We start from the raw sequence: 22,333 nt of genomic DNA, 5'->3' as shown, positions 1-22,333 counted from the left end.
GATCGGCGTGGTCGACGTCAAGTACCTGAAGAAGATCCGCCCGTACGTGATCATCGGCTGCTTCGTGGTCGGCATGATCCTCACGCCGCCGGACATATTCTCCCAGACCTTGCTGGCCGTGCCGATGTGGATGCTGTTCGAAGTGGGCATCCTGTTCAGCGGCTTGATCAGCAAGCGTGGCGAACACCCGGATGACGCGCCTGTCGACGACGACCAGCCGCCAGCGACCCAGCCGTGAACCTGCTGCTGCTCGAAGAGGCCGACTTTATCGCGGCCGACCGCGTCGTGCTGCGTGATCGGCGCCTGGTGCATATGCAGGAGGTTCACCGCGCCGCCGTCGGCGACACCCTGCGCGTGGGCCGCATTGGCGGGCTGATGGGCAATGCCCAATTGCTGCGCCTGGAAGCCGCCGAAGCCGAACTGCAAGTGAGCTTCGACCAACCGCCGCCGAGCAAACTGCCCCTGACCTTGCTGCTGGCCCTGCCCCGCCCGAAGATGCTACGCCGGGTGCTGCAAACAGTGGCGGCCATGGGCGTGCCCAAGGTGGTATTGGTCAACAGTTACCGGGTGGAAAAAAGCTTCTGGCAAACCCCGTTCCTGGAGCCTGAAGCGGTGCGCGAGCAACTGATCCTCGGCCTGGAGCAAGCGCGGGACACGCTGCTGCCCGAGATCATTATCGAGAAACGCTTCAAGCCATTTGTCGAAGACCGGCTGCCGGCCATGGCGACTGGCACTCTGGGCCTGATCGGCCATCCGGGCGATTACCCGGCCTGCCCTCGAGCCCTGGAAGAACCGGTAACCCTGGCGATCGGCCCGGAAGGCGGCTGGATTCCCTATGAAGTGGACCTGCTGACCAAGGCCGGTTTGCAGCCGGTGCAGTTGGGTGCGCGTATTTTGCGCGTCGAAACCGCCGTAACGGCCCTGCTCGCCCGCCTGTTCTAACCCCCCGACTGATCGTTCCCACGCTCTAGTGATCGGGTGATCGTTCCCACGCTCTGCGTGGGAATGCCGCTCAGGACGCTCTGCGTCCGCCCTTGTGACGCAGAGCGTCACGCCATTCATTCCCACGCAGAGCGTGGGAACGATCACCAGAGCGTGGGAACGATCAAGTATCCCCGTGCGTTGCCGATAGCCTTTGAATAAGTCCAAGCCTTGTTCCAGGGGAGTTCGCAGCATGTATCGTTGGTTAGCCGAGAAGTTGGGGAATGTAAGCGTCAACCGCAAGCTGAGTGTGGGCTTTGGCCTGGTGTTGCTCCTGACGCTGTTGATCACCTTTACCGGCTGGACCGGCCTGGGGGATGTGATCAGCCGCGGCGACAAGCTGGGATTCATTTCCAGCCTCAATGGCCTGACCAAAGACCTGCGCCTGGCACGTCTGGACTTCGACATGCGCCGTGGCGAGCAAGGCACGGACAAGGTCGACGGCCTGCTCGCCCACCTCGACAGCGGCCTGAAGACCGCGTCCGAGCTGATCGAGCAACCTGACGACAAAGCCCTGGTCGAGCAACAGCAGGAAGCCTTGAACCAATACAAAAAGGCCTTCGCCGCCATGGTCCAGGCGGGTCTCAAGCGTGAGGGCGCGCGCAGCAAACTCGGCGACACTGCCGACAATGCCGTCGCCAAGATCAACGAAATCGAAAAAGCCCTGCTGCAAGGTGACAGCGTTGCCCAGTTCAACAGCGTGGTCGAGCAGAGCAAGCTGATCCAGCAATCGCGCTTTCAGGTACGCGGCTACACCTACAGCGGCAAGGTCGAAGCCGAGCAACCGGCCCTGGATGCCATCGACAACGCCCTGAAGAAAATCACCGAGCTGCAAGGCCAGTTGCCTGCGCAATACCAGGCCAATCTGCAAGAAGCCGGGGCATCACTGCAAGCCTACCGCGCCGCTGTCAGCCAGTATCGCGATTCCCAGATCGCCAGCGCGGCTGCGCTGAAGACCATGATCGCCCAAGGCGACATCCTGCTGGGCCACAGCGAAAAGCTCACCGTCTCCCAGACCGCCGTGCGTGACGCAGATGCCGCGCAAGCCAAATACTTGTTGCTGCTTGCCACCGTGCTGGCGCTGATCGTCGGCATCTTCGCGGCCTGGGCCATTACCCGCCAGATCGTCATCCCGCTGAACCAGACCCTCAAAGTCGCCGAGCGCGTAGCCTCCGGCGACCTGAGCCACAACCTGGAATCGGGTCGCCAGGACGAACTGGGCCAATTGCAGCGCGCCATGCAAAGCATGACCGTGGGCCTGCGTGAGTTGATCGGCGGGATCAGCGACGGCGTCACCCAGATCGCCAGCGCCGCCGAGCAGTTATCAGCCGTGACCGAACAAACCAGCGCCGGGGTCAACAGCCAAAAGGTCGAGACCGACCAGGTGGCCACCGCCATGAACGAAATGGCCGCCACCGTGCAGGAAGTGGCGCGCAACGCCGAAGAGGCCTCGGAAGCCGCCGTGGCTGCCGACCAGCAAGCCCGTGAAGGCGACCAGGTGGTGGGGGAAGCCATCGCCCAGATCGAGCGCCTGGCCACCGAAGTGGGTAATTCCACGGTGGCCATGGGTGAACTCAAGCGCGAAAGCGACAAGATCGGCAGTGTGCTCGACGTGATCAAATCCGTGGCCCAACAGACCAACCTGCTGGCCCTTAACGCCGCCATCGAGGCGGCGCGTGCCGGTGAAGCCGGGCGTGGCTTTGCCGTGGTGGCCGATGAAGTACGCAGCCTGGCCCAGCGCACGCAGAAGTCCACCGAAGAGATCGAAGAGCTGATCGTCGGCCTGCAAAGCGGTACCCAGCAGGTGGCAACCATCATGGACAACAGCCGCGGGCTGACCGAGAGCAGTGTTGAGCTGACGCGCCGCGCCGGCCACGCGCTGGGCAATATCACCCGCACCGTCTCGACCATCCAGGCGATGAACTCGCAGATTGCCACCGCCGCCGAGCAGCAAAGCGCCGTGGCTGAAGAGATCAACCGCAGCGTGTTGAATGTGCGCGACATCTCCGAGCAAACCTCGTCGGCCAGCGAAGAAACTGCGTCCTCCAGTGCCGAACTGGCGCGCCTGGGGATCTACCTGCAGACCCTGGTCGGGCGCTTCCGAGTCTGAATTACCCTACGCGGCGGCTTACCAAAGCCGCCGCATCTTGTGAAATTTCCTACGCAGTTATCAGCCCTCCACAGGCCCGAATCGAATTAGCGTTGCAGGTGTCGCGAAACGCTTTCTCTGATTCGGAGGTTCACCATGTTTTCTCGGCTGACCCGCGTGCTGGTCAATGCCAGCGTCCGCCTCAAACTCGCCCTGGGGTTTGGCCAAGTGCTGATCCTCAGCTTCCTGATTGCCGCTACGGGCTGGCAAGCCTTGAACGCCGTGCTTTACCGATCCGACAGTCTGACGACCCTGGGGCAACTGGCGGTGGATGCCGAGGCCATGCGCGCCGACCGCATCGTGTACCGCACCCTCACAGACAGCGATAGCCTGGGCAAAATGGCCGCGAAGATTGAACGGATCGACCAGCACCTGGCCGCCCTTTCAAACCGCCTGAAAGACCCGACTGACGTGCAGCGACTCGAGGACGCCATGAGCCTCGCCAACGGCTTCAAGGCAGCTCTGGCGCAACTTCCGCCCTTGGTCGAGCAGCGCGAGCGCCTGCGCCCGGACCTGAAGAAAATTGCCCTGCAAGCCAGCGATACCCTCGCCCAATTTGCCAGTGACTTGCCTGACCAGAACGACGAAAAGGCTCTGGACGCCATCGAGCAACTGCGTCAAGCCATGGAGCTGGCCGAAGATCGAGCCCAGAGCCCCGCCTGGGCCGCGCAATCGCTGGCAACTTATGCAGAGACCCTCGGCAAGGCGCTTGACGCCCTGGAGATCGCGCAAGCGGCAGTCACAGCGCTGCCAGTCGACTCGGCACTGCTCAAGACCGACCTGGCCAATTATCGAGAGCAACTGACCAAGCTCAAGGAAGCCCAGCTCAACGTGGAAACCGTGCAAAACCGCTTCGAACAGCAACTCAATAACCTGCGTGAAAGCAGTAACCTGTTGAGCCAGAGCCAGAACGCCAAGCGTAACGACGAGGCGGACCACACCCGTACATTGCTGATCAGTGTGACGGTGGCGGCCCTGGCACTCGGCGCGCTGGCCGCCTGGTGGATTGCCCGGCAGATTGCGGTGCCACTGCGGGAAATCCTCAGCGCTGCCCACCGTGTTGCCGAGGGCGACCTTAGCCATGACATGCCAGTAGACCGTCGCGACGAACTCGGCCAGTTGCAGCAAAGCATCGGGCAAATGACCCGCAACCTGCGTAGCCTGATCAGCAGTATTGGTGACAGCGCCCGGCAGATCGCCGGCGCGGCCACGCAGTTATCCACGGTCACCGAGCAGACCCGCAACGGGCTCAACGAGCAGAAAGATGAAACCGACCAAGTGGCGACGGCAATGAATGAAATGCTCGCCACTGCCCAGGAAGTGGGGCGCCACGCCGAACGCGCCTCGGTGGCAGCCAATGAAGCCGACCAGCAGGCCGGCGCTGGTGAGCAGGTGGTCACCCAGGCCGTGGAGCAGATTGGCAACCTGGCCAGTGAAATGGCGCTGTCGGGCCGTGCGATGCTCGCGCTGCAACAGGAGAGCCAGAAGATTGCCAGTGTGCTGGACGTGATCAAATCCGTGTCTCAGCAGACCAACCTGCTGGCCCTGAACGCCGCCATCGAAGCGGCGCGCGCGGGCACTGCCGGCCAAGGGTTTGCGGTGGTCGCCGACGAAGTGCGCAGCCTGGCCCAACGCACCCAGGAATCGGCGGAGGAGATCGAAGGGCTGATCCTCGGCCTGCATAACGGCACCCAACAGGTGGCGGACATCATGGACAGCAGCCGCAACCTGACCGACAACAGCGTCGCCCTGACCCGCGACGCCGGCGACGCCCTGATCGCCATTGCCCGCACGGTCTCGGTTATCCAGGAAATGAACCCGCAGATCGCCGCCGCGGCGGAACAGCAAAGCGCGGTGGCCGAGGAGATCAATCGCAGTGTGTTGAAGGTGCGGGACGTGTCGGAACAGACCGCCGCCGCCAGCGAGGAAACAGCGGCGGCGAGTGTTCAGTTGACGCGGTTGAGCCTGGATTTGCAGACGCTGGTCGCCAAATTCAAGCTCTGAAACACCACCCCTGTAGGAGCGAGCTTGCTCGCGAAAAACCCAAGGCCGCCGCGTTCATTCAGGGTGCGTGGCGTTATCGTTGACGTTTTTCGCGAGCAAGCTCGCTCCTACAGTCATAGGACCTGGCGCAGGAAGGCTTGGGCGCGGGGGTCTTTTGGCGCATTGAAGAATTCGACCGGGGCGGCGTCTTCCAGCAGTTTGCCGTGGTCGAAAAACAACACCCGGTCTGCCACTTCCCGGGCAAAGCCCATCTCGTGGGTGACGCACACCATGGTCATGCCTTCCAGGGCCAAGGTCTTCATCACGTCCAGCACTTCACCGACCATTTCCGGGTCGAGGGCCGAGGTGGGCTCGTCAAACAGCATCACCTTGGGCTCCATCGCCAGGGCCCGGGCAATGGCGACGCGCTGCTGCTGGCCGCCAGACAGGCGCGATGGAAACTCGTGGGCCTTCTGCGCGATGCCGACCTTTTCCAACAGCGCCAGGGCCTTGGCCTCGCGCTCTGGCTTGCCGCGCTTGCGCACGACCTTTTGCGCCAGGCACAGGTTTTCCAGCACGGTCATGTGGGGGAACAGGTTGAAGTGCTGGAACACCATGCCCACTTCTCGGCGGTAGGCATTCACGTCGGTCTTCGGGTCGGCCAGTTGCAGGCCGTCGATGCTCACCGAACCCGAATCGAATTCCTCCAACCCATTAAGGCAGCGCAGGAAGGTGGACTTGCCGGAGCCCGAGGGGCCGATCACCACCAGCACCTCGCCCTTGGCCACTTGAGTGGTGACATGATCCACCGCGCGCACCACTTGCCCACGGGTATCGAAGACTTTTACCAGATCGCGCACTTCAATCACTTTGGGCGAGCCTCCGCTCAAGCCGGCTGGCCATCTTCGACAGCGGCAGGTTGATCAGCAGGTACAAGCCCGCCACACAGAACAGGATTTCAAATGGCGAGAACGAGGTGGTGATCACCTCGCGGCCGCTCTTGAGCAACTCGGTAATCGCGATCACCGACACCAGGGACGTGTCCTTGACCAGGCTGATAAATTGCCCGGCCAGTGGTGGCAACACGCGCTTGAACGCCTGCGGCAATACCACATGGCGCATCGACTGGCTGGCGCTCAAGCCCAGGGAGCGTGCAGCTTCGTCCTGGCCTCGGGTGATGGACTGCACGCCGGCGCGCACGATTTCTGCCACGTAGGCACCGGTGAACAACGACAGCGCGGCGATCCCGGCGAACTCCCGGGACAGGTTGAGCACCGTGCCGATAAAGAAATAGAAAATGAAGATCTGCACCAGCAGCGGCGTACCGCGCACCAGCTCGACGTAGATCGTCGACAGGTCGCGCAAGGTGGGGTTTTTCGACAGCCGGCACAGCCCGGTCGCCAAGCCAATCGCCAAGCCCAGGATGCCGGACACTACCGACAGCCACAATGTGGTCCACAAGCCCCACATCAACGGCCCCAGTGCCCATTGCCGGGTCACGCCGACCACATCGCCTTCAGCCACATCGTCGCCGCGTGCCACTTGCAGGCTGTTATCGGCAACCGTGAGCTTTTGCTCGACCCCGGCGTCGTTGCGCAGGGTGACTTCGGCCGTATCGCCGTTGCGCACCAGTTCGACCACGGTGGAAATATCCGCGGCGCGCTGGGAGGTCTCGGCTTGATAGGCGAAGTACTGTGGGACGCGGTTCCAGCGCCACTCGTAGGACATCAACGAGGTGGCGTAATACAAGGCACCCGCCAGGCCGACCAGCACGACCACCGTCAGCAGGTGCCAGGGCCATTGGGCTTTTTTCTGTTTCATTTCACTTTCCGCATAGGTGTCGCCTGATAGGCCGCCATCGCGGGCAAGCCCGCTCCCACAGGTTGATGTGTGAATACAGTCAAATGTGGGAGCTGACTTGCCTGCGATACAGGCAACTCGGTGTCAGGCCTTATTCCATGTCCTTGAGCCACTCGGAGCTCTTGAACCACTTGTCATGGATGCGATCGTAGGTGCCGTCGTTACGGATCTGGTGCAGGAAGTTGTTGATGAAGTTGATGCTGTCGTAATCGCCTTTCTTCAAACCGAACGCCAGGGGTTCAAAGGTGAAGGGTTCGTCCAGGAACACCAGCTTGCCGTTACCGACTTTTTTCTCGGCCACCACGTTGTACGGCGCGTCGTAGACGAAGGCGTCAGCCTTGCCGTTGACCACGTCGAGCACGCCTTCCTGCTCGTTGTCGTAGCCGTGGTACTTGGCTTTGGAGATCAGCTTTTTGGCAACCATTTCACCGGTGGTGCCGAGCTTGGAGGTCAGGCGATATTTCTCGTCGTTCAGGTCTTTGTAGGACTTGATGGTGCCTTCCAGCTCCTTGCGGATCAGCAGCGTCTGGCCGACCACGATGAAGGGTTCGCTGAAGTTCAGGCGCAGGTTGCGTTCCTGGGTCAGGGTCATGCCGCTGCCAATCATGTCGAACTTGCCGGTCAGGAAGGCCGGGATGATGCCGTCGTAGCCGGTGGACACCAGCTCCAGCTTGACGCCCATGGACTTGGCCATGGCCTTGAGGATGTCGACTTCGAAACCGATGATTTCACCGCGCTTGTCGGTCATCTCGAACGGCATGTAGGTAGGGTCCATGCCGACTTTCAACGTGCCGCGCTTGACCGCCTCATCAATGGCGCCGGCCTGTGCCACGGTGGCAGCGACCAGCGCGGTGACGCCAAGCATCAGCATCGAAAGATACTTTTTCATCATCAAGACCCCTGAACGATTCTTATAAAGTGGGCGCACGAGAGGGCTGCGCCATTTCGGGGAGCGATCCTAACCCACTCGTTGTCCGCCACAAAGGTTTCACCGGTAAATGTTATCGGTGTGTGTCGGAAAACACTGACAGCGGCCCGGAGAAGCGCAGGCGCAGACGCTTCAGCGCGGCCTCTCGATCAGGGGTTGATGTGTAAGCAGTTATGACGATCAGTCGATCTCGGCGATCCAGGCCGTGTCCCTTAACCACTTGTCATGCAGGCGATCGTAGGTGCCGTCCTGGGCGATCTGGTTGAGGAAGTGGTTGATCCAATTGAGGCTGTCGTAATCACCTTTTTTCAGGCCAAACGCCAAGGGCTCAAAGGTGAAGGGTTGTTCCAGCGCCAACAACGCGCTGTTCTGCGGCCGAGTCATTGCGATCAGGTTGTAGGGGGCATCATGGATAAAAGCATCGGCCTTGCCTTCTAAAACCTGCCGCACGCCTTCTTCCGGGTTGGCCACACTGCTGAGCCGCGCAGATACGAGAAAGCGCTGTGCCGCGGCTTCGCCGGTGGTGCCTTGGGTAGCAACAACGCGGTAACTGGCGTCGTCCAGTTCTTCAATACTGGCGACCAGCCCGCCCAGGCGCGGATGCAGCAACACTGTCTGGCCCACCACGATAAACGAGTCACTGAAGTTGAGCTTGAGGTTGCGCTCTTGAGTGACCGTCATGCCGCTGCCAATCAGATCAAACTTGTTCGCCAATAGCCCTGGCAGTAAGTCTGTGTAGGGCACCGCTACCAATTCAAGTTCTACGCCCAGCGCGCGGCTCATGGCGTGGAGCAAGTCAATTTCAAAGCCGACGATGCGTCCCTGCTTATCGAGCATTTCGAACGGCACGTTATTGGGGGTGGTGCCGACTTTAAGTACGCCACGGCGCACAGCGTTGTCCAGCGCGCCCGCGTAAAGCAGGCCTGCATGTCCCCCCAGGAAAAAGCCCATCAGCAATGCAAAACAATACCTTTTGATCATGAATGCCCCCGTGGCGAGTCCAATGTGGGGGGCGATCCTAACCCAGCCGCAGGCACGGCAATACGCTTCGAACAAAGGTCTTTTGTTTCGAAATAACAAGGAGTTAGGAATAAAAAGGAAGGGGCTAAAAACGCTGTAGGACCAACGTTTGAAACACCCCCGAAGTGAGCCTTCGGGGGTGCCTGAATCAGGCCGGTTGGGCCTGGGGCGACTGTGGTTGCAGGGGCAGCAATGGCGCGTGCGGATCAGCCTTGATCGAGGCACGCCAAGCGCCGAGCCACTCGGCATGGCCTTCGCTCCACACCTGCTCATGCAGGCGAGCCAGGGCCACCGGGTCGCTGAGCAAGGCCAGGCGTTCGCTGTTGTTGAGGCCGGCCGGGCCGACTTTCAACGCGTGGCGAACCCGCTCCATGCGCAGGTACTCGATGGGCTCGGCCTCACGGTGCCGCGAGGTCGCCAAGGCGCAGGCCAGGGCGTTCTGCTGCGGGTCGACCACCGAACGCACAAAGCCGTCATTGAGGGCGTGCCAACGGTTTTCGTGGGTGTACTTCTCGGTCGACAGCAGGGCTTGCGGCGGATTGTATTCCTCAGGAATCAGGAACAGGCTCTCGTCGCGGGACTTGAGGCCCAACTTGACGCGGCTGGAAATCACCGACACCGGGATCGACAGCATCAGCGAACCGACGATAGGCACCAGCCACCACAGGAAGCTTGGGTTCAGCCACACCACCAGCAGCGCCCACAAAAAGCCCAGCACGGTTTGCGGACCGTGGCGCTTGACCGCCTCGCTCCAAGGTGTGGAGTCGTCATCACGTTGCGGCGAGTTCCAGGTAGCGGCCCAGCCGAGGAACGCGGCGAGCACGAAACGGGTGTGGAAGATCATCCGCACCGGCGCCAGCAGCATGGAGAACAACATCTCCAGCAGCATCGACAGGGTCACCTTGAACTTGCCACCGAACTCTTTGGCGCCCTTGGCCCAGATCAAGATGATGCTGAGCAGTTTAGGCAGGAACAACAGCACGATGGTGGTGGAGAAAAGCGCCACCGCCTTGTCCGGGTGCCATTGTGGCCACAGCGGGTACAACTGGCGCGGAGCCATGAAGTACTGCGGTTCCATCAGCGTGTTCACCGCCAGCAAGGCCGTGGACAGCACCAGGAAGAAGAACCACAACGGCGCCGAAAGGTAAGACATCACGCCGGTGAGGAACACCGCACGGTGCACCGGGTGCATGCCTTTAACCAGGAACAGGCGGAAGTTCATCAGGTTACCGTGGCACCAGCGACGGTCACGCTTGAGTTCATCCAGCAGGTTCGGCGGCAGTTCTTCGTAGCTGCCCGGCAGGTCGTAGGCAATCCACACGCCCCAGCCGGCACGGCGCATCAGCGCGGCTTCAACGAAGTCGTGGGAAAGAATCGCACCGGCAAACGCGCCTTTACCGGGCAACGGCGCCAGGGCGCAGTGCTCGATAAACGGCTTCATACGGATAATAGCGTTGTGACCCCAGTAGTGGGATTCACCCAACTGCCAGAAGTGCAGGCCGGCGGTAAACAGTGGGCCGTATACGCGGGTAGCGAACTGCTGCATGCGCGCATACAGGGTGTCCATGCCCGACGCACGCGGCGCGGTCTGGATAATCCCGGCATCCGGCGTGGCTTCCATCAGGCGCACCAGGCTGGTCAGGCACTCGCCGCTCATCACAGAGTCAGCGTCAAGAACGACCATGTACTTGTAGTCACCGCCCCAACGACGGCAGAAGTCGTCGAGGTTGCCGCTCTTGCGCTTAACGCGGCGGCGGCGACGGCGATAGAAGATCTTGCCGAAACCACCGGCTTCGCGGCATACGTCGAGCCAGGCTTGCTGTTCGGCGATGCAGATGTCGGCGTCGTTACTGTCGCTGAGCACGAAGAAATCGAAGCGATCCAGGTCACCGGTCGCGGCCACCGATTCGAACGTTGCACGCAAACCGGCGAATACACGCGGCACGTCTTCGTTACAGATCGGCATCACCAGGGCGGTGCGCGCATCCTTGGGAATCGGCTCGTCACCGGCACTTTTACCGGAGATACGGTATTTATCGTGACCAGTCAGCAGTTCCAGGAAGCCCATGAGCGCAGTCCAGAAACCAGCCGACACCCAGCAGAACAGAATCCCGAACATGATCAGGATGCTGGTTTGCAGTGCGTAAGGCAGTACCTGGGTAGCGGTTTGCAGCAGGGTCTGGTTGCGAATTTCGTCGAAGTCGACCAGCGACCAGCCCTGGTACGGCATGATGCCTTTCATGTACCAGCCGGCCACGATGGTCTGGCCCAGCATCAGCACCAACAGGATGTAACGACGGATCGAGCCCACGGTACGCCAGCGCGCAGCCGGCAGTACCCGCTCGTCTTTCGGTGGCTTGGGCGGGTTGGTGCGACCGGTCATCCGGCGCCAACCGCGCACCAGGATGTTGGTGCGCCAAGGCTCGGGCACCACTTTGGTCCGACGAATCGGCGGCGTGGCCTTCAGGCACACGCGACCGCTGGCATCCAGCGCCAGCATCTCGGCGTCTTGCAGCTCTTCGGCGCTGTTGAGGGTCAAGCGGCGGCCAACCGACGCTTGGGCAGCGTCGGCCGGTGCGTCGAAGGTCTTGGACGACAGACGTTCGTGCAACTCGCTGAAGGACTTGCAGCCCGCCAGCTCGGCGCGCTGCTCAGCCGTCATGGGTAGATGCGCCAGGTACTCGGACAGAGTCTCTGGCTTGACTTGAGAATTACTCATCGGCAGGCAACTGATAGCTCCAGGTTTCGGTCAGGACTTGCTCGGTCTTGATCGGCTCCGGTGTGGCTGGGGCAGCCTCAGGCTGTTTGGCTTCCTTGTCCTTGGCGTCTTTCTTGGCCTGCTTCTCATGCTGCTTGGCCAAGACTTTGTCGGCCTTGAGCACATGGTTGGAAACCGACTCAGGCTCAGGCTGCACGATATCTTGCACCAGCGCCGCACGCATTTCGGTCGGCTTGCTTGCGTCCTTGATCTTCATACGCAGGGTCAGGCGCCAGCCTTTGGTGTGTTCGTTGTAACGCACGCTGTTTTCAACCAGTTCGGCGTTATCACCCACGCTCACCTGGCTACGTACCGGAGCGTCCGGCAGCAGTTTCTTCAGGGACGGGCCCTCGAAGTCCACGAGGTAGGCCACGCTGCCATCGGGCTGACGGATCAGGTTGGATTGCTTCACGTCACCGGTGGAGCGCAGGGTCTGCTTGACCCAGGCACTGTCCGGCGAATGGAAGGCCGCGTCGTCCAATGTCCAGTGCAGGCGGTAGGCCACGTCCAGCGGCTTGCCGACTTCCGGCAGTTCGGCCGGGCTCCAGAAGGCCACGATGTTGTCGTTGGTCTCATCGGCAGTCGGGATCTCGACCAGGTCGACGGAGCCTTTGCCCCAATCGCCTTCAGGTTCGATCCAGGCGCTCGGGCGCTTGTCGTAATTGTCGTCCAGGTCTTCGTAGTGGCTGAAGTTGCGACCACGCTGCAGCAGGCCGAACCCACGCGGGTTCTCGACGCTGAAGTTGCTGACCGATAGGTGTTTAGGGTTGTTCAGTGGACGCCAGATCCACTCGCCATTGCCGGCGTGGATTGACAGGCCGCTGGAATCGTGAAGCTCGCGACGGTAGTTGAGGACCTTGGACGGCTGGTTGGCGCCGAACAGGAACATCGAGGTCAACGGCGCAACGCCCAGTTTGCTGACCTTGTCACGCAGGAACATCTGGGATTTGACGTCCACCACGGTATCGGTGCCAGGGCGCAGGATCAGGCGGTAGGCGCCAGTGGCGCGTGGCGAATCCAGCAGCGCAAAGATCACCAGATGCTTGTCACCCGGTTTTGGACGCTCGATCCAGAACTCGGTGAAACGCGGGAATTCTTCGCCAGACGGCAACGCAGTGTCGATCGCCATGCCACGGGCAGACAGGCCATACACCTGGTCTTTGCCCACGACGCGGAAATAGCTGGCGCCGAGCATGGTCATGATTTCGTCTTGCTTGTCGGCCTTGTTGATCGGGAAAAGCACACGGAAACCGGCGTAACCCAACTGTTCGGTGGCTTTAGGATCAAATTTCACATCGCCGAAATCGAAACGCGTCGGGTCGTACTTGATTTCATGCACGCTGTCGGCGGTGACTTCGTTGATTTTCACCGGGGTGTCGAAATGCATCCCCTGGTGATAGAAGGACAGCTTGAACGGGGTGTTCTGATCGGCCCACTCGGCTTTTTCATTGCGGAAACGAATCTTCTGGTAGTCAGCGAATTTCATTTCGCGGAATTCGTTCGGCAAATTGCTGCGCGGAGCTTCGTATTTCTGCCCGGCCAGCTCTTTCGCCTTGGCCGACACATCATCCAGACTGAACGCCCACAGTTGACCCGCGCCGAACAGGCAAAACAGGGCAGAGCCCGTCACCAGTGCGTTTCGTAACCGTTTGGCAGACAATTTTGGTGCATTACAGGGACTAACAATCACGAGCAACCCTCGCCGAAAACAGATCAAAAAACCAACGGCCAGCTATCTATATGCCAGGTTGGCGAGCAATGTTCCGACTCCCCAAGGGCAAAATGATTCCCCAAAGGCCATCGGACAAGGCTCTACCTAAGTCAAAAATGGACCAAACAACGCTGATCCCCGTAGCGCGCGATTATCTAGTAGCCCGCGAGACAACGCATCAGGGACAGTGAAGTATTTGTAGCGAAACCCTGCGTTTTTAGGCATTAACGTCGCTTTTCATACATTCATGTCTGTAAGAGGAAGGTCACAGGGCCATCATTGACCAAGTGCACCTGCATATCAGCGCCAAAACGCCCTGACGCCACCTTGCCATGCAATTGTTGCGCTTGTAACAACAAGTGATCAAAAAGCGCCGCTCCCAGGGCCGGTGGAGCCGCCGTGGAGAAGCTGGGCCGCAGCCCGCTCTTGGTATCCGCCGCCAAGGTGAACTGCGACACCAGCAGCAAACCGCCGCCGATGTCCTTGAGGGAGAGGTTCATCTTGCCCTCCTCGTCACTGAACACCCGATAGTTAAGCAGCTTGTGCAGCAGTTTGTCGGCGCTTTCGGGCGTATCTGAAGGCTCGACGGCGACCAGCACCAGCAAACCCTGGTCGATTGAGCCTACCACCTCACCCGCAACCTCGACCCGGGCGCCACGCACCCGCTGCAACAGGCCCTTCATGCTTCTTCAGGCGGCAGGTCGAGCAAGCGCCGGGCCATTTCGCCGGTCGCGCGTACCAGCGCGTCAGTGATACCCGGCTCGGATGCCGCATGCCCCGCCTCGCGGATCACCTGCAACTCGCTGTTGGGCCAGGCCTGGTGCAACTCCCAGGCGTTATCCAGCGTGCAGATCATATCGTAGCGGCCATGGATGATGACGCCAGGCAGATGGGCGATCTTGTGCATATCGCGAATCAGCTGGTTGGGTTCCAGGAAGGAGTTGTTGGTGAAGTAATGGCACTCGATACGTGCGATGGACAGGGCGCGCTGCGGCTCGGAAAACCGCTCCACATGTTGTGGGCTCGGGCACAGGCCCAGCATGCGGCCTTCCCAGCCCGACCAGGCTTTGGCCGCGTGCATCTGTGCGATCTGGTCATTGCCGGTCAGCCGCTTGTGATAAGCGGCGATCATGTCGTGGCGCTCCTCCACCGGGATCGGGGCCACGTAGTCCTGCCAGTAATCCGGGAATAGACGGCTCGCGCCCTCCTGGTAGAACCAGCGAATATCCTGGGGCCGGGCGAGGAAGATGCCGCGCACGATCAGGCCGAGCACACGCTCGGGATGGGTTTGCGCGTAGGCCAGGGCCAGGGTCGAGCCCCAGGAGCCGCCGAACAGCACCCACTTGTCGATGCCCAGGTGCTCGCGGATGCGTTCAAGGTCGGCGACCAGGTCCCAAGTGGTGTTGTTCTCCAGGCTCGCCCTTGGCGTGGAGCGGCCGCAGCCACGCTGGTCGAAGGTGACAATATGGTAGAGGTTCGGGTCGAAATAGCAGCGGCTCTGGGCGTCGCAACCGGAACCGGGGCCGCCATGGATGAACACGACAGGCAAGCCTTCGGGGGAGCCACTTTCATCGACATACAGGGTGTGGGTGTCATCGACAGCCAGATCGTGCCGGGCGTAGGGTTTGATCTGCGGGTACCAAGTCTGCATTGCGTGCTCCGTAGGGTGTCGGGTTCATCCCTGGGGGGACGTCTATTATTTTGCCGTCTGGCATCATAAACCCGAATTGTGCAATGAGCATGTCCTTGAGCACTTAGACCTGTGTCAGCAGTTCGCGCCTCAGATAACCGAGCAGATAGTCATACAGCCGATCCACCTCTGGCACTTGGCCGCGAGCCCGCAAACAACCGTGGGCCAGCCTTCTGCTGGATCAGGCGCTTCGGAGCGATAGCACATGCGGTTGTAGGTTTGGCGCAGGCCAGCCAGGGATGAGTCATCGCGGGTAGAAGCTTCGGTCTTGGCGACAGTGTGGGAGCTGGCTTGCCTGCGATGGCGGTGTGTCAGTTGATAAAAGTGTTGCTGAACCACCGTTATCGCAGGCAAGCCAGCTCCCACATTTGGAGCGCATTCTCATGATAGCGCGCGGTCAAGTGTGGGAGCGGGCTTGCTCGCGAAAGCTATTGCAGCAGCAGCAACAATTACCGGTAGTGCTTCTGCCCCCAAGTCAACAGCCCTTCCAGCAACTGCCTCAACACCACCTGCGTCGGCTCGGCCAGATCAGGGCGATAACGGAACGGTTCGAACTCCTCCATATAGGTGTTCTGACACAACTCCAGCTGCACCGCATGGATATCCTGCGCCGGGTTGCCGTAGTGACGGGTGATATGGCCGCCCTTGAAGCGCCCATTCAGCACATGGGTGTATTGCGGATGCTGAGCGCAGATGGCTTCCAGCTGGCTGGCCAGCTGCGGGTCGCACGCAGCGCCGTTGAAAGTACCCAAATTGAAGTCCGGCAATTTGCCGTCAAACAGGTGCGGGATCAACGAGCGGATCGAGTGCGCGTCGAACAGTAACGCATAACCGAATTCGGCCTTGAGGCGCGCCAGTTCTTCTTGCAGTTGGCGATGGTACGGCCCCCAGATTTTTTGCAAGTAGCTGGCCCGCTCTTCGTCGGAGGGCGTTTGCCCTGCACGGAACAACGGCACGCCGTCGAACAGCGTCTCTGGGTACAGGCCGGTAGTAGCGCCGGCATATAGCGGCGTGTTGTCGGAAGGCCGGTTCAGGTCGATGACAAACCGCGAGTACTCCGCTGCCAGGGTGCTGGCGCCCAGCTCTTGGGCAAAGTCATACAACAGGGGGATATGCCAGTCGGTGTCCGGCAGGCTTTGCGCCTCGGGGATCAACCCGTCCTGGACCGCAGGGGTGAGGCGCAGGCCGGCGTGGGGCATGCTGATCAGCAGCGGTACGCGGCCTTGTTTGAACGTCAGAACCTTATCCACAACAGCATCCTCTCAAACAGTGACGTCGACGCCGTGGCGCACGACGCGTTTATCCAGTTCGCCACCCAGCCAGTAGGCCAGGTCGGCGGGGCGGTCGATCTGCCAGGCGACAAAGTCCGCGACCTTGCCCACTTCCAGCGAACCATGGGTATCGCCCAGGCCCAAAGCGGTGGCCGCGTGTTGCGTGGCGCCGGCCAGGGCTTCTTCCGGGGTCATGCGAAACAGGGTGCAGGCCATGTTCAGCATCAGCCGCACCGACAGCGCCGGCGAGGTGCCGGGGTTAAGGTCGCTGGCGATGGCGATCTTCACGCCGTGCTTGCGCAGGGCGTCCATGGGCGGCAACTGGGTTTCACGCAGGAAGTAAAAAGCGCCCGGCAGCAACACGGCGACGGTGCCGGCAGCGGCCATGGCGATAGCGTCTTCTTCGGTCATGAATTCCAGGTGATCGGCCGACAACGCGTGGTAACGCGCCGCCAGGCTGGAGCCGTGCAGCGATGAGAGCTGCTCGGCGTGCAGCTTCACGGGCAAGCCAAGCTGTTGGGCAACCTTGAATACGCGCTCGACCTGTTCGGGGGAAAAGGCCAAGTATTCACAGAAGGCATCCACCGCATCCACCAGCCCTTCTGCTGCCAGCGCCGGCAGCATCTCCTTGCAGATGTGCTCAATGTAGTCGTCGGCACGGTCTTTGTACTCCGGCGGCAACGCGTGGGCGGCCAGGCACGTGGCGCGCACGCTGACCGGCAGCGCTTCACCCAGGCGCCGGGCCACGCGCAACATCTTGCGTTCGCTGGCCAGGTCCAGGCCGTAGCCGGACTTGATCTCCACCGTGGTCACGCCGTCACGCAGCAAACTACGCAGGCGCTTTTCGGCACTCAAGAACAGCTCATCTTCGCTCGCCGCACGGGTTGCGCGCACGGTGCTGGCAATGCCGCCGCCCTTGGCCGCGATCTCGGCGTAGCTGACGCCTTCAAGGCGCTGCTCGAATTCGCCGCTGCGGTTGCCACCAAACACCGTATGGGTGTGGCAATCGATCAGCCCGGGGGTGACCCACGCGCCTTGCAGGTCATGCACCTGGGTGTAATCCGCCGTCGGCGCCTGGCTGCGGGGGCCGACCCACTCGATGAGCGAGCCGGCAGTCACCATGGCGGCATCCTCGATGATCGAGTATTTACCGTTGGCCATGGTTGCGACGTGGCAGTGTTGCCAAAGCGTTTTCATCAACGCCTCCCTAAGTTATCGATGAGACAAGACCGGGTCGTAATCGACCTTGGCCGTTTGCCCGGCGGCAGGCTTGACCCACAGCCAGTAGGCGATGATCAGCAGCACGATCCACACGGCGCCCACCATCAACGCCGCCTGGGTGTCCGGGAAGTAACCGAGTACACCAAACACAAACAGCATGAACACAATGGCCGCTGCCGGCGCATAGGGCCAGAACGGCACCGGGAATTTCAGTTCGGCGACCTGCGCCTTGGTCATGGAGCGGCGCATGGCGACCTGGGTAAACAGGATCATCAGCCAGACCCACACGGTGGCGAAGGTGGCAATCGAGGCGATCAGCAGGAATACGTTTTCCGGGATCAGGTAGTTGAGCACCACGCCGCCGAGCAAGGCCGCGCCCATGACTACAACGGTCATCCACGGCACGCCTTGTTTGGACAATTGCGCGAAGCCCTTGGGCGCCTGCCCTTGTTGAGCCAGGCCGTACATCATGCGGCCGGCGCCGAAGATGTCGCTGTTGATCGCCGACACCGCCGCCGAGATCACCACGATGTTAAGGATAGTCGCCGCCGAGCCAATCCCCAGGTTGCTGAAGATCTGCACGAACGGGCTGCCCTGGCTGCCGATCTGCGGCCACGGGTAGATCGCCATCAACACGAACAGGGTCAGCACGTAGAACAGCAATATACGCAGCGGCACCGCGTTGATCGCCTTGGGGATCACGCGTTGCGGGTCCTTGGCTTCACCGGCGGTGATGCCGATGATTTCGATGCCGCCAAAGGCGAACATCACCACCGCAAACGAGGCAATTAACCCGCCGATGCCGTTAGGCATGAAGCCGCCGTGAGCCCACAGGTTGCTCAGACCGCTGGCCTGGGTTTCGCCTGCCGAGTGAATGCCGAACAGCATGATGCCAAAACCGCCGAGGATCATCGCCACGATGGCGCCGACCTTGAGCAGCGACAGCCAGAACTCCATCTCGCCAAAGACTTTGACGTTGCACAGGTTCAGGCCGCCGATCAAAAACACGATGCCAAGCACCCAGACCCAACGGGCCACTTCGGGAAACCAGAAGCCCATGTAGATGCCGAACGCGGTGACGTCGGCGAGGCAGACGATGATCATTTCAAAGGCGTAGGTCCAACCGAGGATAAACCCGGCCATCGGCCCCAGGTAGGTGCTGGCGTACTGACCGAAGGAGCCGGACACCGGGTTGTGCACAGCCATCTCGCCGAGGGCGCGCATCACCATGAAGACCGCAGCGCCGCCGATCAGGTAGGCCAGCAGCACAGCCGGGCCGGCCATCTGGATGGCGGAGGCAGAGCCATAGAACAACCCGGTGCCGATCGCGGAACCCAGGGCCATGAAGCGAATATGTCGGGCGTTGAGCCCGCGTTTCAAACCTTTTTCTGGCTGGTGCATTTCTCGTCCCTAATTATTCTTATGAGGAGAAGATCGTTCCCACGCTCGGCGTGGGAACTCCGACCTGGACGCTCCGCGTCCGCTTTAAGAGCGGTGACGCAGAGCGTCACAGGATGCATTCCCACGCGGAGCGTGGGAATGATCAGGCACAGACCGAGTCGCGGTCAGAGGCTTGGCAGCAACCTGGCCGGCACCAGCTCATTCAGGCAGCGGCTGGCGAGCAGTTCGCTGGCGGCGTTGATGTCGGGGGCGAAGAAACGGTCCTTGTCATAGAACGCCACTTTGCCGCGCAGGATGCCACGGGCTTTTTCCAGCTTGGGCGAGGTCTTCAGGCCGTCGCGCAGGTCCAGGCCCTGGCACGCCGCGAGCCATTCCACCGCGAGGATGCCCCGGGTGTTCTCGGCCATTTCCCACAGACGCTTGCCCGCAGCCGGGGCCATGGACACGTGGTCTTCCTGGTTGGCCGAGGTCGGCAAGCTGTCGACGCTGTGGGGATGGGCCAGTGCCTTGTTCTCGCTGGCGAGCGCGGCTGCGGTCACCTGGGCGATCATGAAACCGGAGTTCACCCCGCCATTGCCCACCAGAAACGGCGGCAGTTGCGACATGTGCTTGTCCATCATCAACGAGATACGGCGCTCGCTCAGGGAGCCGATTTCGGCAATGGCCAGCGCCATGTTGTCGGCCGCCATGGCCACCGGCTCGGCGTGGAAGTTGCCACCGGAAATCACGTCACCCTCGGCGGCAAAGACCAGCGGGTTATCCGACACTGCGTTGGCTTCTACCACCAGCACCTCGGCGGCCTGGCGCAATTGGGTCAGGCAGGCGCCCATGACCTGTGGCTGGCAACGCAGGGAGTACGGGTCTTGTACCTTGTCGCAGTTCTGGTGCGATTGGGACACCTGGCTGCTCTCACCGAGCAGGTCGCGATAGGCCGCTGCCGAGTCGATCTGGCCACGTTGGCCACGTGCCGCATGAATACGCGCATCGAACGGCGAGCGCGAACCCAGTACCGCTTCCACGGTGAGGCCGCCGCACGCGAGGGCACCGGCGAACAGGTCTTCGCCTTCGAACAGGCCACGCAGGGCGTAGGCCGTGGACACCTGGGTGCCGTTGAGCAGGGCCAGGCCCTCTTTGGCGGCCAGGGTCAGCGGCGTGAGGCCGGCGATTTTCAGTGCCTCGGTGGCTTCCAGCCATTCGCCCTTGTAACGCGCCTTGCCTTCGCCAAGCAGTACCAGGGACATGTGCGCCAGCGGCGCCAGGTCACCGGAGGCGCCGACCGAACCCTTGAGCGGAATGTGCGGGTACACCTCGGCATTAATCAGCGCGATCAGCGCGTCGATCACCTGGCGACGAATCCCGGAGAAGCCACGGCTCAGGCTGTTGACCTTGAGCACCATGACCAGTCGCACCAGCGCATCGCTGATCGGCTCACCGACGCCGGCGGCGTGGGACAGCACCAGGGAACGCTGGAGGTTTTCCAGGTCTTCGCTGGCGATGCGGGTCGAGGCCAACAAGCCAAAACCGGTGTTGATGCCATAGGCGGTGCGGTTCTCGGCGAGAATCTGCTCCACGCAGGCAACGCTGGCTTCGATCTGGGCCGAGGCACTGTCATCCAGGCTGAGGGTTACTGGCTGCTGGTAGATGGCACGCAGTTGGGCGAGGCTCAGTTGGCCTGGAATCAGGTTTAGCGCAGTCACATTCATACTCCTTGTGAATTGTTCTTAGGTGTTCAGTGCAAATTCGGTAATGCAGTGTTTTTAAGCAGCTGGGCAGCGGCGGCAATATCCGGCGCCAGCCAACGGTCCTGTTCATAGGCAGGGACCTCTTCGCGCAGCAGCCGCCAGGCGCGGTCGGTACCGGCGCCGAAGCGCTGGCCCTTGAGAAACTCGAAAGCCTGGGCCGCCAGCAGGTACTCGATGGCAAGAATCTGGGTGACGTTGGCCAGCACCTGGTGCAGCTTGAGCGCAGCGTTGGTGCCCATGCTCAAGTGGTCTTCCTGCAGGCCCGAGGTGACGAAGTTGTCGAGCACGGCAGGTTGCGCCAACTGGCGGTTCTGCCCGCACAAGGACGCGGCGACGTATTGCACGATCATCATTCCGGAATTGACGCCCGGGTTGCTCACCAGAAAGGCTGGCAGGCCGCTGACATGCGGGTTGACCAGACGGTCCAGTCGGCGCTCGGCCACCGAGCCGATCTCGGCCATGGCGATGGCGAGTATGTCGGCCGCCATCGCAACGGACTGCCCGTGGGGGTTGGCCTGGGACACCACACGGTAATTATCCGGCGTGCCCAGCACCAGCGGGTTGTCGGTGGCGCTGTTGAGTTCGGTTTCGATCTGGCGCGTGGCGTGTTCCACCTGGTCGCGGGCCGCGCCGTGAATCTGCGGGATCGAGCGAATGCTCAAGGCGTCCTGGGTGCGAATACCTTTGCTGCTGGCGATCACCTCACTGCCGTCGAGCAGGGCACGCAGGTTGATACCCACTTGCTGCATACCTGGGTGTGGCTTGAGGGCGATGATGGCTTCATCGAAGGCGTCGATCTGGCCGCGCTGGGCTTCGAAGCTCATGGCACCGATCACGTCGGCCCATTGCAGCAAGTGATGCGCATCAGCCAGGGCCAGGCAGCTCAGGCCGGTCATGCACGGCGTGCCATTGACCAGGCACAGGCCGTCCTTGGCGCCGAGTACCACCGGCTGCAAACCTTCAGCCTGCAAGGCGTGTTGCGCCGTGACGATCTGGCCTCGGTAGCTCACATTGCCGACGCCCAGCAGGGCCACGCCGATATGGGCCATGTGGGTCAGGTACCCCACCGAGCCTTGGGACGGCACTTGCGGGGTGATGCCATGGTTGAGCAGCGCCAGCAGTGCGTGCACCACCTGCGGATGCAGGCCGGACTTGCCGTGGCTGTAGTTGATGATCGCCGCGCAAATGATCGCGCGGGTCTGCTCATCGCTGAGCACCGGGCCGACGCCGCAGGCGTGGCTCAGCAATGTGTTGCGCGACAGTTGGCTCAGTTGCTCGGTCTTGAGCGAGACGTTGCACAGCGCGCCCAGGCCGGTGTTCACGCCATAGGCGCGCTCGCCGCTGGTGACGATGCGCTGCACGATGGCTTGGGCATTGTCGATGCGCGCCCAGGCGTGGCCCGACAGTTCGAGCACCGCGCCGTGGCGGGCGACGGCGGTGACGTCCTGCCAGCGCATGGGGGTGTCGGCGATGATGATTTTGGTTGCCTGGGACATCTTTATACCTTCTTCAATTCTTAGGCAGCATTGATCGTTCCCACGCTCTGCGTGGGTACGCCGCCTGGGACGCTCTGCGTCCCCCCAAGTGACGCGGAGCGTCACGAAATGCGTTCCCACGC

At 61.6% G+C, this 22,333-nt stretch carries 16 protein-coding genes and 2 pseudogenes; 4 read left to right on the top strand and 14 right to left on the bottom strand.

Annotation, left to right across the window (positions count from 1 at the left end):
• The 4 genes from E1K68_RS27670 to E1K68_RS02725 all read left to right on the top strand — a co-directional run.
• A partial coding sequence (locus E1K68_RS27670; RefSeq protein ID WP_236313350.1) for a twin-arginine translocase subunit TatC occupies positions 1–238 on the top strand: 238 nt, incomplete at its 5' end.
• Positions 235–942: a 16S rRNA (uracil(1498)-N(3))-methyltransferase gene (locus E1K68_RS02735; protein WP_003187872.1), complete on the top strand. Its 708-nt coding sequence runs from the start codon at positions 235–237 to the stop codon at positions 940–942. The genes E1K68_RS27670 and E1K68_RS02735, both read left to right, overlap by 4 nt.
• 232 nt (positions 943–1,174) lie before the next feature.
• On the top strand, positions 1,175–3,091 hold the full coding sequence (locus E1K68_RS02730) for a methyl-accepting chemotaxis protein (RefSeq protein ID WP_003187870.1): 1,917 nt from the start codon (positions 1,175–1,177) through the stop codon (positions 3,089–3,091).
• Positions 3,092–3,226: 135 nt separating this feature from the next.
• A complete protein-coding gene (locus E1K68_RS02725) occupies positions 3,227–5,134 on the top strand; it encodes a methyl-accepting chemotaxis protein (RefSeq protein WP_212613750.1) in 1,908 nt (635 codons plus the stop codon).
• Between the two features lie 113 nt (positions 5,135–5,247).
• Here the strand turns inward: E1K68_RS02725 and E1K68_RS02720 are convergent, their stop codons facing one another.
• The 14 genes and pseudogenes from E1K68_RS02720 to hutH (E1K68_RS02660) form a co-directional block, all read right to left on the bottom strand.
• Positions 5,248–5,982, bottom strand: coding sequence for an amino acid ABC transporter ATP-binding protein (locus tag E1K68_RS02720; protein ID WP_003187866.1), 735 nt, complete (start codon positions 5,980–5,982; stop codon positions 5,248–5,250).
• Positions 5,975–6,934 (bottom strand): amino acid ABC transporter permease, encoded by a 960-nt coding sequence (locus tag E1K68_RS02715; RefSeq protein WP_034134699.1) that lies wholly within the window; start codon positions 6,932–6,934, stop codon positions 5,975–5,977. The genes E1K68_RS02720 and E1K68_RS02715 overlap by 8 nt, the downstream gene beginning before the upstream one ends.
• 130 nt (positions 6,935–7,064) lie before the next feature.
• Positions 7,065–7,862 (bottom strand): transporter substrate-binding domain-containing protein, encoded by a 798-nt coding sequence (locus E1K68_RS02710; protein WP_032893985.1) that lies wholly within the window; start codon positions 7,860–7,862, stop codon positions 7,065–7,067.
• A 219-nt stretch (positions 7,863–8,081) separates the two neighbouring features.
• Entirely contained in the window at positions 8,082–8,882 is an 801-nt protein-coding gene (locus E1K68_RS02705) for a transporter substrate-binding domain-containing protein (RefSeq protein ID WP_212613749.1), read from the bottom strand.
• Positions 8,883–9,061: 179 nt separating this feature from the next.
• Positions 9,062–11,640, bottom strand: a pseudogene (mdoH, locus tag E1K68_RS02700) (glucans biosynthesis glucosyltransferase MdoH); the annotation flags it as partial.
• Positions 11,633–13,369 (bottom strand): glucan biosynthesis protein G, encoded by a 1,737-nt coding sequence (locus E1K68_RS02695; protein WP_003187856.1) that lies wholly within the window; start codon positions 13,367–13,369, stop codon positions 11,633–11,635. The pseudogene mdoH and the gene E1K68_RS02695, both read right to left, overlap by 8 nt.
• A gap of 266 nt (positions 13,370–13,635) precedes the next feature.
• Positions 13,636–14,073 carry a D-aminoacyl-tRNA deacylase gene (gene dtd / locus E1K68_RS02690; protein ID WP_003187854.1) on the bottom strand — a complete coding sequence of 146 codons (438 nt, stop codon included), beginning with the start codon at positions 14,071–14,073 and terminating at the stop codon, positions 13,636–13,638.
• On the bottom strand, positions 14,070–15,041 hold the full coding sequence (gene pip, locus E1K68_RS02685) for a prolyl aminopeptidase (RefSeq protein ID WP_014716544.1): 972 nt from the start codon (positions 15,039–15,041) through the stop codon (positions 14,070–14,072). Before pip ends, dtd begins: the two co-directional genes overlap by 4 nt.
• 103 nt (positions 15,042–15,144) lie before the next feature.
• Positions 15,145–15,255: pseudogene (locus E1K68_RS27665) on the bottom strand (alpha/beta hydrolase); the annotation flags it as partial.
• 274 nt (positions 15,256–15,529) lie between these two features.
• Positions 15,530–16,330: an N-formylglutamate deformylase gene (hutG, locus tag E1K68_RS02680; protein ID WP_212613748.1), complete on the bottom strand. Its 801-nt coding sequence runs from the start codon at positions 16,328–16,330 to the stop codon at positions 15,530–15,532.
• A gap of 12 nt (positions 16,331–16,342) precedes the next feature.
• The gene (gene hutI / locus E1K68_RS02675) at positions 16,343–17,548 is read right to left on the bottom strand and encodes an imidazolonepropionase (protein ID WP_212613747.1); all 1,206 of its coding nucleotides are present in this window, start codon (positions 17,546–17,548) and stop codon (positions 16,343–16,345) included.
• 15 nt (positions 17,549–17,563) lie between these two features.
• A complete protein-coding gene (locus tag E1K68_RS02670) occupies positions 17,564–18,973 on the bottom strand; it encodes an amino acid permease (RefSeq protein WP_003187846.1) in 1,410 nt (469 codons plus the stop codon).
• Between the two features lie 164 nt (positions 18,974–19,137).
• The gene (hutH, locus tag E1K68_RS02665; RefSeq protein WP_087149707.1) at positions 19,138–20,676 is read right to left on the bottom strand and encodes a histidine ammonia-lyase; all 1,539 of its coding nucleotides are present in this window, start codon (positions 20,674–20,676) and stop codon (positions 19,138–19,140) included.
• A 26-nt stretch (positions 20,677–20,702) separates the two neighbouring features.
• On the bottom strand, positions 20,703–22,211 hold the full coding sequence (gene hutH / locus E1K68_RS02660) for a histidine ammonia-lyase (RefSeq protein ID WP_003187842.1): 1,509 nt from the start codon (positions 22,209–22,211) through the stop codon (positions 20,703–20,705).
• Between the last annotated feature and the right edge of the window lie 122 nt (positions 22,212–22,333).

Origin of the sequence: Pseudomonas sp. B2021 (assembly GCF_018135665.1) — a bacterium.
Taxonomy (GTDB): Bacteria; Pseudomonadota; Gammaproteobacteria; order Pseudomonadales; family Pseudomonadaceae; genus Aquipseudomonas; species Aquipseudomonas lactis.
This window is presented reverse-complemented; position numbering and strand designations above follow the sequence as displayed.

Excerpts from the sequence above, each read along its gene's own strand:
- E1K68_RS02705 (WP_212613749.1), bottom strand. The coding sequence starts at position 8,882 with ATGATCAAAAGGTATTGTTTTGCATTGCTGATGGGCTTTTTCCTGGGG.
- hutH (WP_087149707.1), bottom strand. The coding sequence starts at position 20,676 with ATGAATGTGACTGCGCTAAACCTGATTCCAGGCCAACTGAGCCTCGCC.
- E1K68_RS02710 (WP_032893985.1), bottom strand. The coding sequence starts at position 7,862 with ATGAAAAAGTATCTTTCGATGCTGATGCTTGGCGTCACCGCGCTGGTC.
- E1K68_RS02715 (WP_034134699.1), bottom strand. The coding sequence starts at position 6,934 with ATGAAACAGAAAAAAGCCCAATGGCCCTGGCACCTGCTGACGGTGGTC.
- E1K68_RS02730 (WP_003187870.1), top strand. The coding sequence starts at position 1,175 with ATGTATCGTTGGTTAGCCGAGAAGTTGGGGAATGTAAGCGTCAACCGC.
- hutI (WP_212613747.1), bottom strand. The coding sequence starts at position 17,548 with ATGAAAACGCTTTGGCAACACTGCCACGTCGCAACCATGGCCAACGGT.
- hutH (WP_003187842.1), bottom strand. The coding sequence starts at position 22,211 with ATGTCCCAGGCAACCAAAATCATCATCGCCGACACCCCCATGCGCTGG.
- E1K68_RS02725 (WP_212613750.1), top strand. The coding sequence starts at position 3,227 with ATGTTTTCTCGGCTGACCCGCGTGCTGGTCAATGCCAGCGTCCGCCTC.
- dtd (WP_003187854.1), bottom strand. The coding sequence starts at position 14,073 with ATGAAGGGCCTGTTGCAGCGGGTGCGTGGCGCCCGGGTCGAGGTTGCG.
- E1K68_RS02670 (WP_003187846.1), bottom strand. The coding sequence starts at position 18,973 with ATGCACCAGCCAGAAAAAGGTTTGAAACGCGGGCTCAACGCCCGACAT.
- pip (WP_014716544.1), bottom strand. The coding sequence starts at position 15,041 with ATGCAGACTTGGTACCCGCAGATCAAACCCTACGCCCGGCACGATCTG.